The organism is Arthrobacter sp. YA7-1, from assembly GCF_025960325.1.
GTDB classification, from domain to species: domain Bacteria; phylum Actinomycetota; class Actinomycetes; order Actinomycetales; family Micrococcaceae; genus Arthrobacter; species Arthrobacter bambusae_A.
Genome location: NZ_CP110114.1, coordinates 1,622,072 through 1,633,721 on the forward strand (window position 1 = coordinate 1,622,072; position 11,650 = coordinate 1,633,721).

General features: G+C 65.1%; 10 protein-coding genes and 1 pseudogene. 5 read left to right on the forward strand and 6 right to left on the reverse strand.

The window, feature by feature from the left end:
* The first annotated feature begins 39 nt into the window (after positions 1-39).
* Positions 40-543, forward strand: a complete 504-nt coding sequence (locus tag OIT41_RS07575) for an 8-oxo-dGTP diphosphatase (RefSeq protein ID WP_264637702.1) — start codon at positions 40-42, stop codon at positions 541-543.
* Between the two features lie 83 nt (positions 544-626).
* Here the strand turns inward: OIT41_RS07575 and OIT41_RS07580 are convergent, their stop codons facing one another.
* The 6 genes and pseudogenes from OIT41_RS07580 to OIT41_RS07605 form a co-directional block, all read right to left on the reverse strand.
* Positions 627-1,766, reverse strand: a complete 1,140-nt coding sequence (locus tag OIT41_RS07580; protein ID WP_078105616.1) for a bifunctional 2-methylcitrate synthase/citrate synthase — start codon at positions 1,764-1,766, stop codon at positions 627-629.
* A gap of 70 nt (positions 1,767-1,836) precedes the next feature.
* Entirely contained in the window at positions 1,837-2,745 is a 909-nt protein-coding gene (gene prpB / locus OIT41_RS07585) for a methylisocitrate lyase (protein ID WP_264637703.1), read from the reverse strand.
* A complete protein-coding gene (locus OIT41_RS07590) occupies positions 2,746-4,266 on the reverse strand; it encodes an MmgE/PrpD family protein (RefSeq protein WP_264637704.1) in 1,521 nt (506 codons plus the stop codon). It abuts the gene before it with no gap.
* Positions 4,235-4,916, reverse strand: a pseudogene (locus OIT41_RS07595) (GntR family transcriptional regulator). The gene OIT41_RS07590 and the pseudogene OIT41_RS07595 overlap by 32 nt, the downstream one beginning before the upstream one ends.
* A 119-nt stretch (positions 4,917-5,035) precedes the next feature.
* Positions 5,036-5,749 (reverse strand): response regulator, encoded by a 714-nt coding sequence (locus OIT41_RS07600; protein WP_078105612.1) that lies wholly within the window; start codon positions 5,747-5,749, stop codon positions 5,036-5,038.
* A complete protein-coding gene (locus tag OIT41_RS07605) occupies positions 5,746-7,413 on the reverse strand; it encodes an ATP-binding protein (protein ID WP_264637705.1) in 1,668 nt (555 codons plus the stop codon). The genes OIT41_RS07600 and OIT41_RS07605 overlap by 4 nt, the downstream gene beginning before the upstream one ends.
* Positions 7,414-7,565: 152 nt before the next feature.
* Between OIT41_RS07605 and OIT41_RS07610 the strand changes: the two genes are divergently transcribed.
* The 4 genes from OIT41_RS07610 (at position 7,566) to scpB (ending at position 11,645) form a co-directional block, all read left to right on the forward strand.
* Positions 7,566-8,891 carry a cation:dicarboxylate symporter family transporter gene (locus tag OIT41_RS07610; RefSeq protein ID WP_241710256.1) on the forward strand — a complete coding sequence of 442 codons (1,326 nt, stop codon included), beginning with the start codon at positions 7,566-7,568 and terminating at the stop codon, positions 8,889-8,891.
* A gap of 257 nt (positions 8,892-9,148) precedes the next feature.
* Positions 9,149-10,048, forward strand: coding sequence for a ParA family protein (locus tag OIT41_RS07615; RefSeq protein ID WP_078105609.1), 900 nt, complete (start codon positions 9,149-9,151; stop codon positions 10,046-10,048).
* Between the two features lie 5 nt (positions 10,049-10,053).
* Positions 10,054-10,983, forward strand: coding sequence for a segregation and condensation protein A (locus OIT41_RS07620; RefSeq protein ID WP_413542314.1), 930 nt, complete (start codon positions 10,054-10,056; stop codon positions 10,981-10,983).
* Positions 10,980-11,645 carry an SMC-Scp complex subunit ScpB gene (scpB, locus tag OIT41_RS07625; RefSeq protein WP_264637706.1) on the forward strand — a complete coding sequence of 222 codons (666 nt, stop codon included), beginning with the start codon at positions 10,980-10,982 and terminating at the stop codon, positions 11,643-11,645. Before OIT41_RS07620 ends, scpB begins: the two co-directional genes overlap by 4 nt.
* The last annotated feature ends 5 nt before the right edge of the window (positions 11,646-11,650 follow it).

Genomic DNA, 11,650 nt, shown 5'->3' on the forward strand with positions numbered 1-11,650 from the left:
CCTGAACCCGATGCGGGGCTGCAGGGTTAGGCTTGGTCAATGACCGCAGCCCACGTCACCCTGTGCTTCCTGCTCCGCGACGGCAACGCCGGACAGGAGGTGCTCCTCGGTCGGAAAAAGACCGGCTTCGGCACCGGCAAGGTCGTGGGTGTCGGCGGACACGTGGAGGCCGGAGAGACGGCGGCCCAAGCCGTATGCCGGGAAGTCCACGAAGAGATCTTCGTCCACGTGGAAGAAGAGGACCTTATCCCCGCGGGCACTGTGGATTTCGTCTTCCCCGCCAAGCCCGAATGGAACATGTTCACCACGGTGTATCTGACCGGGCAATGGACCGGCGAACCCGCCGAAAGCGATGAAATAGCGCCACAGTGGTATCGGGTGGAGGGACTCCCAGTCGAACAGATGTGGGCCGACGCCGAACACTGGCTGCCGGCCATGATTTCCGGCCAACGCATCGCCGTTGAAGTCGTGCTTGCCCATGACAATGAAAGCGTCGCCGAAGTCCACACGGCCGAGTGGCTGGATTCGGGAGCCGCGCGCTGACTTCCTGGCAGAAACCAGAACGACGCCGGGCCGGTCCTCGCGAGTACCTGAGGTGACCGGCCCGACGTCGTACGTTCAGAAAATTACGGCAGGTGCCGTTCGTCGACGCCGTTGTATTCGCTGAGCGGACGGATCAGGGAGTTCGATCCGAGTTGCTCCATGACGTGTGCGGTCCAGCCGGTGATCCGGCTGGCGACGAACAGCGGGGTGAAGGTCGGGGTGTCGAAGCCCATGAGGTGGTAGGTCGGTCCGGCGGGGTAGTCGAGGTTGGGCTTGATCGCCTTGGCCTCGTCCATGGCCTGCTCGAGGCCGTTGTAGAGCCCAAGGATTTCCGGCCGGCCGTAGTGGGCGATCATCTTGTCCAGTGCGGCCTTCATGGTGGGAACCCTGGAGTCGCCGTGCTTGTAGACGCGGTGCCCGAATCCCATGACCTTCTTCTTCTGCGCCAGGGCGTGTTCCATCCAGGTCTTCGCCCGGCTGGCGGCCTCATCCAGCGATTCCTCGGTGCGGATGCCGATTTCCTCGAAGGTGTGCATGACGGCCTCGTTGGCGCCGCCGTGCAACGGACCCTTGAGGGCGCCGATCGCCGCGGTGACCGCGGAGTGCAGGTCCGAGAGCGTGGAGGTGACAACGCGCGCCGTGAAGGTGGACGCGTTGAAGGAGTGCTCCGCGTAGAGGATCATCGAGACGTTGAACGCCTTCACGACCTCGTCCACGGGATCCTCGCCGAAGGTCATCCACAGGAAGTTCGCGGAGTAGCCGAGGTCCTCGCGAGGATCCACCACTCCCTGGCCGCGCCGGCGTCGCTGGTCGTAGGCGACCACCGCCGGCATCGCGGCGAACAAGTCGATTGCCTTGGTCATGTTGGCCTCGGGCGTGGAATCCTCGGCCAGGGGGTGCCGTGCGCCCAGCACCGAAGCGGCCGTCCGGCACACATCCATGGGGTGGGCAGTCGTCGGCAGAGCATCGATGACCTGCTTCACCACGGGGTCAAGGGCGCGGCCCGCGCGCTCGCGGGCTGTGAACTCTGCGAGCTCCTCCGGCGTGGGCAACTCGCCGTTCCACAGCAGGAAGGCAACTTCTTCGAAGCTGCACTTGGCGGCGAGTTCCTGCACGGGATAGCCGCGGTACAGCAGCGAGTTGGTGTCCGGATTGACTTTGGAGATCGCGGTGTAGTCAACCACGACGCCGGCCAGGCCCTTCTTGATCTCAACAGCTACCATGCTGTTCTCCTTCGTTCATCGGCAAGCACTCCGGAATAGCCGGAGCGCCTGCATCCCTTGGTTGATCCAGTTACCGGCTGAGCCCAGGAACCTGGAAGTTGAAAACGCTCGTGTCGAAGTGGTTGTAAGCCTCGTAGTCCACGAGGTCATAGAGCCGCGCACGGGTGAGCATGTTCTCCACCTGCGCCTCCTGCGTTCCTGTGGCCTTGATCGTTTCCAGCGTACGCTCTGCAGCCCCCATGGCAATGCGGAGCAGGGTGACCGGGTAGATCACCATGTTCACGCCCACGCCTCGGAGCTTTTCCACGGTGAAGAGCTCGCTCTTGCCGAACTCGGTCATGTTGGCCAGGATCGGCACGTCCACTGCATCACGGATGGCTTGGAACTCGCTGAGATCCTTCATGGCTTCGGGGAAGATCGCGTCGGCGCCGGCGTCGACGAGCGCCCGGGCGCGTTCCTGTGCGGCCTCGATCCCGTCGACGGCGCGGATATCGGTCCGGGCCATGATGAGGAAGTTCGCATCGCGCCTGGCGTCGGCTGCCGCACGGATGCGCTTGGCAGCGGTATCGACGTCGACGACGTTCTTGCCGTCAAGGTGCCCGCAACGCTTCGGGTTGAACTGGTCCTCGATGTGGCAACCGGCCAGCCCGGCGTTCTCGAGCTCCTGGATGGTGCGGGCCACGTTCATCGGTTCGCCGAATCCGGTGTCCGCGTCCACCAGGCACGGGAGTTCGGTCATGCGGGCGATCTGCCCTGCACGGGTGGCGACCTCGGTAAGGGTCGTGAGTCCGATGTCCGGAAGGCCGAGGTCGTTGGCGAGGACGGCACCGGAGATGTAGACGCCGGGGAAGCCCTTCTCCTCGATCAGCCGTGCCGAGAGCGGGTTGAAGGCGCCGGGAAACTGGACGATGGTCCCGGAAGCGAGCATCTCGCGGAGGGCGAGCCGCTTCTGCTCAGGCGTGGTCTTGGAATAGAGCATCTAGAACAGTCCCTTCGGTGCGGCGGCGAGGTCGATGACGCCGGGGGCGGCTTGGATGTTCAGCTGGTCCAGCTCGCCCGGGCCGAGCTCCGGGAGGCGCTCGACGGCGGTGAGGAACCTTTCGATCTCGGCCTCCTCGACCAAACCGGCAGCAAGCGTGCGGAACTTGTTCACGTACTGTTCGCGGGCGAACGGCCGGGCGCCGAGCGGGTGGGCATCGGCCACGGCGATCTCATCCGTGATGACGGTGCCGTCGTTGAGGGTGATGACCACGGTGCCGCCGAAGGCCTTCTCCGCGATGTCCAGGGAGTGGTAGCGGCGGGTCCATTCCGGGTCCTCGACGGTGGTGACCTTGTGCCAGAGTTCCACGGTGTCCGCCCGTCCTGCGCGTTCCGGGCTGTAGGAGTCGACGTGGTGCCAGGAACCGTCCTGCAGGGCGACGGTGAAGATGTACGGGATGGAGTGGTCCAGCGTCTCGCGTGAAGCGGTGGGCGAGTATTTCTGGGGGTCGTTGGCGCCGGAGCCGATCACGTAGTGGGTGTGGTGGCTCGTCTTGATCAGGACGGACTTCACGTTGGCCGGGTCCGTGGCCTCCGGGTGCTCCTTGTTCAGCTTGCGGGCGAGGTCGATCCAGGCCTGGGCCTGGTATTCGGCGGAGTGTTCCTTGGTGTAGGTGTCCAGGATGGCCCGCTTGGGCTCTCCGGCTTCGGGCAGCGGGACCTCGTAGGAGGCATCCGGGCCGTCGAGCATCCAGGCGATGACGCCGTCTTCGCCTTCGTAGATCGGCACGGGGGAGGTCTGGCCGCGCATGGAGCGGTCCACGGCCTCGACGGCCATCTTGCCGGCGAACGCCGGGGCGTGGGCCTTCCAGGTGGAGATTTCGCCCTTGCGGGACTGCCGCGTGGCCGTGGTGGTGTGCAGGGCCTGGCCGACGGACTGGAAGATCGTCTCGACGTCCAGGCCCAGGAGGGTGCCGATACCGGCGGCGGCGGACGGGCCGAGGTGCGCTACGTGGTCGATCTTGTGCTTGTGCAGGCAGATGGCCTTGACCAGGTTCACCTGGATTTCGTAGCCCGTGGCGATGCCGCGGATCAGGTCCTTGCCGCCCGCGCCGACGTGCTGCGCCACGGCGAGGATCGGCGGGATGTTGTCGCCCGGGTGGGAGTAGTCCGCGGCCAGGAACGTGTCGTGGTAGTCGAGTTCGCGCACGGCGACGCCGTTGGCCCAGGCGGCCCACTCGGGGGAGACTTTGTCGCTGATGCCGAAAACGGACGAGCCCTTGCCGTTGGTGGTCGGCGCGTGGGTCAAAGCCTGAGCCCGGGCGGCGACGATCGGGGCGCGGTTCAAGGAAGCGATGGCGACGGAGGCGTTGTCGATGATCCGGTTGATGATCATGTCGGTGACCTCGGGAGTCACCTCGACGGGGTCGGCGGCAACGGTGGCGATCTTGTGCGCCAGTTGCTCCTCGCGGGCAAGGTTTTCTTCGCTCTTATAGACGCGGACGTGGTTGTTCTTCACCATGGTGCTCCTTAGTGAGGTGTGTGGGTGGCTTTGACGTGGGAGAGACTGCGGTGCAGGTGAAGGGTGGTGGCGGCTTCGGCGAGCCGGGGGTTGCCTGCCGCGATGGCTTCGGCGATCGCGGCATGCTCGGCCGCGGCGGCATGGAGGCGTTCGGCGTCGTCGGCCGCGAGGCGGCGGACCCGCACGAGGTGGACGCGCAAGCTGCGCATGGCCTGGGCGAGGTAGGAATTGGAGATGGCTTCGTCGATCGCGTCGTCGAGCCGTCCCACCAGGGCGTAGTAGTCGTGCCGTGCAGGATCGCTGTCGTTGAGCATCTCGGGCGCCCGGAGGAGCTCGGCGTGCAGCTGCTCGAACACCGCATGTTCGCCTCGCTTCGCGGCGAGGGCTGCGGCTTTGCCTTCCAGGGTTTCGCGCAGCTCGAACAGTTCGTCGATGTCGTCCAGCGAGATGTCGGTGACGACGACGCCGCGGCCGCCTGCCGCCGTCGTCAGCCCTTCCGCGCTGAGCCGGCTCAGCGCCTCCCGGACCGGTGTGCGGGACACGCCCAAACGTTCGGATTGTTCCACTTCCGCGAGGACCGTTCCGGGTGCCAGGCGCCACTCAATGATGTCTTCGCGCAGGGCCGCATAGGCTTTGTCGCTGGCACGCATGGACCCTCCTTCGCTGGGTGGACGTCCTCAGTGTATACACAAATGGCCACCAAGCCTAGCTTTTCTCGAGAATGCCCGGCCAATGATCGAGCTATGTATACACCAAGATGAATTGTGGGCTAACCCCGGTTCCAGCGGTACTCGTTCTCCGGCCGCCCCGGAGTGCCGTATCGAGCATTCCGGGTGACCATTCCGGCGTCGGCCAGGTACTCGAGATAGCGGCGTACGGTGACCCGGGACATCCCCAGGGCGACGGTTGCCTCGCTCGCGGACACCGGCCGGCCAAGGCTGGCCAGGAGGTCTTTGACGGACTCCAGGCTATGGGCGGAAAGGCCCTTGGGCAGCGGGACTTCGGAGGGGGCGCGGAGACTCGCGAACGCCTGGTCCACATCGCTTTGGGACGCACCGCTCGCCCGCGCGCCCGACGCCGGTGCGGCGAGCTGCTCACGGAAGGCGCGGTAGCTGGCGAGCTTGTCTGCGAACGTCGCGAACGTGAAGGGCTTGATGAGGTACTGCACCACGCCGATCGACACCGCGCTGCGGACAATGTTCACTTCCCTGACGGCGGTGATGGCGATGATGTCCGCAAGCAGTCCCGAAGCACGCATCCGGCGGGCAACGTCCAGTCCGTGAAGATCCGGCAGGTTCATGTCCAGCAGGACGAGGTCCACCGGCTGCCCGGCAACAGCGAACTCGTTGAGCAGCCGCAGGGCCGATTGTCCGTCAGGGGCCGTTCCCGCAACGGTGAAGCCGTCGATTCGGCCGACGTAGACGCCATGGGCATCGGCGGCGATGGGTTCGTCCTCGACAACGAGGACGCGGATCTCGGTCATTCGGCTTCTTTCCTGGAGTCCGGCGCGGGGAGCGCTACGCGGAAGAACGCACCGCCCAAGGCGCTCGTGGAGTCGCTGATGGACAGCGTACCGCCCAGCCGCTGTACCGCTTGCCGCACCAAGGCCAGTCCCACGCCGCGCGACGGGGCTCCGGGTTGCCCGGTTTGTCCGATGCCGGCCGCCTTGGTGCTGTATCCGTAGTGCCAGACGTCGTCCACGATGGCGGGATCGATCCCGTGCCCGGAATCGACCACCGTGAACGTGGTTCCTTCGGGGCCCGATTCGATGCCCAGTTCCACTTTGCGGGGCGGGGGAGCGGCAGCAGCGGCGTCGAGCGCGTTGTCGAGCAGGTTGCCCAGGATCGTCACGAGGTCCTGGACAGCCAGGCCCCGGAGTCCGTCCCCGCCCGTCACCGTGACCGTGAGCTCCGCCCCGCGTTCGTGCGCCTCGGCGGACTTCCCCATGATGAGCGCACTCAAGACAGGTTCGTCCACCGACGCCACGAGGTGGTCGGTCAGTTGTTGGCTCAGTTCAAGGTCCTTGGTGGCAAAGTCCAGGGCGTCGGTGGTCCGCCCGAGTTCCATGAGGGACACGATGGTGTGCAGCCGGTTGGCATGTTCGTGTGTCTGGGCCCGCAAGGCGTCGGACAGGGTCTTCATGGTTTCGAGTTCACTGCCCAAGGACTCGATTTCCGTCCTGTCCCGGAGCGTGGCCACGGTCCCGAACACGGCAGGTCGTTGCCGGCCCCTCATTCCCGGGGGTCCCACGGCGGGCGCCTGGTTCACCACCAGGATCCTGGACCCTGTCAGGTGGATTTCGTCGTGCGCCGTCCGGCCGGACTCGAAGAGCCCGTGGAGGCTGGGCTCGAGGGGCAGGTCCGCAAGGCGCGGTGCGGCTCCCGCGGCGGGATCGACGTCGGACCGCTCCAGTCCCAGCAGCTCCGCGGCTTGGTCGTTGTACATGACCACGCGGCCTTCCGTGTCGATCAGCACCACGCCTTCGCGGACAGAATGCAGGACCGACTCGTAGTAAGCGAACAACTGCGCCAATTGCTCCGGTCCCCACCCCCGGGTGACCGAACGCAGGTAGCGGCCCAACAACCAGGAGGCCAGCGAGCCTCCGGCGAGCATGGCCAGGGAGAAGGCGATGATCGTCGTGAGCCGGGCTGAGACCGCGACGTCCACCGTCCGCACCGTGACACCCGCGGCGACCAGTGCCCGTACCTTCCCGGAGGAATCCTCCACGGGAACGATGGTGCGGACGGACGGGCCGAGAGTACCGGCGGTGACCTCGGTGAAGGTCTGGCCGTGGAGGGCCGGATCGATGGTGCCGATGTAGGGTTTGCCGATCTCGTCGGGGTTCGCATGGGTCCAGCGCGTCCGGTCCGGGGCCATGATGGTGATGAAGTCGGTATGGGCGTTGGCCATGACCACTTGGGCGTAGGGCTGCAGGGCGGCGGACGGGTTTGGTGTGCCGGCGGCCTGAAGGACGAGGGGGTTGGCTGCGATCGCCGCGGCCACAGCCTGCATGCGCTGGCCGGCGTCGTTGTAGGCCCGGTCCCGGGCGTCCACGAAGGCCACCGTTCCCACGATCGCGGTGAGCGCCAGAATGAACAGCAGATTCGCCACAAAGAGTCTCCGGGCAATGCTCCAGCGTCGGATCACGTGCTCCTTTCCACGGGCCATCCTGTGACCAATATGAACGCAACAGTGATGCATGTCACGCCGCGCCTAATGATGGGTATCACAGCAGAGCGACGCAGGGACATTTTGCAGGGACCACGGCGCTTTCCAGAGTATCTATAAGGAGCAAAGCCATGACCTCTCAAAGAGGAGAGATTGCACCCGCGAAGGCCGGGCGCAAGGGGCTGGACAAGTCGCATTACCTCTACATCGCCGTGATCGCCGCAGTTGTGCTGGGCGCCGTCGTCGGCCTGCTTTTCCCCGAAGTGGGCAAATCACTCAAGCCTTTGGGTGACGGATTCATCAAGCTCATCAAGATGATGATCGCCCCCGTCATCTTCTGCACCATCGTCCTGGGCATCGGGTCGATCGCCAAGGCTGCCACGGTCGGCAAGGTCGGCGGCCTCGCACTCATCTACTTCCTGGTGATGTCCACGTTCGCGCTCGCCATTGGTTTGGTCGTCGGCAACATCATCCACCCGGGCGAGGGGCTGAAGCTGATCCCGTACAACCCGAACGCGCCTGCTTCTTCGAACAGCACCGCCGACTTCCTGCTGGGGATCATCCCCGGAGACATTCCCGTGCTGCCGACGCTCCTGGTTGCCATCCTGGTGGGCTTCGCGCTGCAGCGCATGGGTTCGCAGGGCCAGCCGGTGCTCAAGGCCATCCAGCATGGGCAGGCGCTCGTCTTCCGCATCCTCATCATGATCATGTGGCTGGCGCCCGTCGGCGCCTTCGGTGCGATCGCCGCGGTGGTCGGCGCCACCGGAGTGAAAGCCATCTTCGGCATGCTCACCCTGATGGTCGCTTTCTACATCACCTGCGCGCTCTTCATCGTGGTGATACTCGGCAGCTTGCTGCGGGTCGTTGCCGGCGTCAGCATTTTCCAGCTGATGAAGTACCTGGCCCGCGAATACCTGCTCATCTTCTCCACCTCATCCTCCGAAGCGGCGCTGCCCAGGCTTATCGCCAAGATGGAGCACCTCGGCGTCTCCAAGCCGGTTGTCGGTGTCACGGTGCCTACCGGCTATTCCTTCAACCTGGATGGAACCGCCATCTACCTGACCATGGCTTCGCTGTTCGTCGCCAACGCCATGGGTATTCCGCTGGACCTGGGCGCCCAGGTATCGCTTCTGGTGTTCATGATCATTGCGTCCAAGGGGGCGGCCGGCGTTTCCGGTGCCGGCCTGGCCACCCTCGCCGCAGGCCTGCAGGCACACCGGCCCGAACTGCTGGGCGGTGTCGGCATGATCGTCGGGATCGACCGCTTCATGTCTGAAGCCCGCGCCCTGACCAACTTCACGGGCAACGCGGTGGCCACCGTGCTGATCGGTACCTGGGTCAAGGAAATCGACCGCACGCAGGTCACCAACGTCCTGTCCGGTGCGACTCCTTTCGACGAGCTGACCATGATCAGCCACCATGCCGAACCCGAGGTGAAAGAGGCCGTGGCCGCTTAGTCCGGCACAGTGTTTGGAAGTATCCACGCAGGCAAGGCAGGAACCCGTCAGGGGACCTGCCTTCCCTGCGTTTTGCGGGCACATTTTGTTGCACGCCGACCCAACCTTCTACTTCAGCTAGAAGGTAAAGGCTCAAACTGCGGGCAATGTCAAGTTCCGCAGAATGCCGTGTCGGGCGCTGTAGCCTAGGTGGGGAGCAGTGCTGGTGCTGGAGACAGCCGCAGGAAATGACCGTCGTGGAGAGAGTGGATAGATACGTGAGCAGCGAACGGGGAACGACTACGCTGGAGGGCACGGATTTCGATCTGGAAGACGCCGTCATGGGGCCCACGGGCCGCCCGCACCGCGACTTCCCCGAGCCCGCGCCACTGGCCTCCCATGGCCCGGCCCGCGTCATTGCCATGGTCAACCAGAAGGGTGGCGTGGGCAAGACCACGTCAACCATCAACCTCGCCGCTGCGCTCGCAGAATTCGGCCGGCGCGTGCTGCTCGTTGACTTCGACCCGCAGGGAGCGCTTTCCGCGGGCCTGGGCGCGAACCCGCACGAGCTCGACCTCACGGTCTACAACGTCCTGATGGACCGCAAAGTGGACATCCGCGATGCCATCCAGAAGACCGGCGTCGAAGGCATCGACCTCCTGCCGGCGAACATCGACCTCTCCGCCGCCGAGGTCCAGCTGGTCAACGAAGTAGCGCGCGAGCAAGTGCTGGACCGCGCGCTCAAGAGCGTCGAGGACGACTACGACGTGGTGCTCATTGACTGCCAGCCGTCCCTCGGCCTCCTCACGGTCAACGCCTTGACCGCTGCGCACGGCGTCATCATCCCGCTGATCTGCGAATTCTTCGCCCTCCGCGCGGTGGCACTGCTCGTGGAAACGATCGAAAAAGTGCAGGACCGGTTGAACCCGCGCCTTCAGGTGGACGGGGTGCTCGCCACAATGTACGACGCGCGCACCCTGCACAGCCGCGAAGTCATTTCCAGGCTCGTGGAGGCGTTCGGGGACAAGGTCTTCGAGACCGTCATCAAGCGTTCCATCAAATTCGCCGACGCCACGGTCGCCGCGGAGCCCATCACCAGCTACGCCGGAAACCACATCGGTGCCGACGCCTACCGCCGCCTGGCCAAGGAACTGATTTCGCGCGGCGGCGCACCCTAGCCAGCGTGGCAGAGCCACTCGCCCCTGAAACCGCGACCGTCCTGGCGGACGACGCGCCGCCGTCGAACCCACCTGAAGACAACGCGGACGACGCCGGAGCCCGGCTTTCCGGACGGAAGGCCGGCTTCGAAGTCAGGCTGGCAAACTTCACCGGCCCCTTCGATCTCCTGCTCGGCCTGATCTCCAAGCACAAGCTGGATATCACGGAAGTTGCGCTGGCGACCGTCACGGATGAGTTCATCAAGTACATCCGGCGCCTGCAGGAACTGGGGGAGGACTGGGCCCTGGACGAGGCCAGCGAATTCCTGGTCATCGCCGCAACGCTCCTGGACCTCAAAGCCGCGAGGCTCCTGCCGGCCGGTGAGGTCGAAGATGCCGAGGACATTGCCTTGCTGGAGGCCCGGGATCTCCTCTTCGCCAGGCTGTTGCAGTACAAGGCCTTCAAACAGGTGTCCGCGATCATGTCCGGCACCCTGGAATCGGAAGCCCGGCGCTTCCCGCGGCAAGTCGCGTTGGAAGGGCATTTCGCGGCAATGCTGCCGGAGCTGATCTGGCGCCATACGCCCGAACAGTTCGCCGCGCTGGCCGCCAAGACGCTGGCACCCAAGGACAACACGCCCGAGGAAGTCGGGCTCGACCACCTTCACGGAACACCCGTCAGTGTCAAGGAACAAGCCGAGATCATCGGGTACCGCCTGCAGCGGGGCCAGCCACAAACATTCAGGGCACTGATCGCCGACGCCGAATCCACGCTCGTCGTCGTGGTCCGGTTCCTGGCGCTCCTCGAGCTGTTCCGCGACCGCGTGGTGGCGTTTGATCAACCGGGTCCGCTCGCCGAACTGACGGTCCGCTGGACAGGGCGCCCCGAAGGGTGGAGCAGCGACAATATGAGCGACGAGTACGAGCAGATCGACCAAGGAGAGGAACCGCTGTGAGCGAGCAGGAAACCGGCGGGGACGGCCTCGCCGAGCTTGAAGCCTTGCCGGGCGGGGTCCGCGCAGCCCTCGAAGCGGTCCTGATGGTGATCGACCAACCGGCCACCGCGGAAGAACTGGCCGCCGGGCTCAACGTGACGGTTGCCGTCGTCGAGGATTTGCTGGAGGGACTGCGGCGGGAGTATAGCGGCTATACTGTTAAAGCCCCGGGCAGGGACGCTGATGACTTGCACACTGATGCAAGTGCCAGCGCTGCACCCCGGGGTTTTGAGTTGCGGAACGTTGCCGGAGGGTGGCGGATCTATTCACGCGCGGATTTCGCCGACGTCGTGGGCAGGTTCGTTCTCGAAGGCCAGACCGCGCGGCTGACGCAGGCAGCCCTTGAAACCATGGCGGTCATCGCGTACCGGCAGCCGGTTTCCAGGGCCAGGGTGTCGGCCATCCGCGGCGTCAATGTCGATTCAGTCGTTCGGACCCTTGTCCAACGCGGGCTGATCGAGGACTCGGGTACCGATCCTGAATCGGGGGCGATCCTTTACCGGACCACCTCGTACTTCCTCGCACGCATGGGCATTGGCTCGGTGGCGGAACTGCCTCAATTGTCCCCCCACCTTCCGGGGCTGGAGGGCATCGAGGAGTTCTTCGACGCCGAACGCATGTAGTCGCA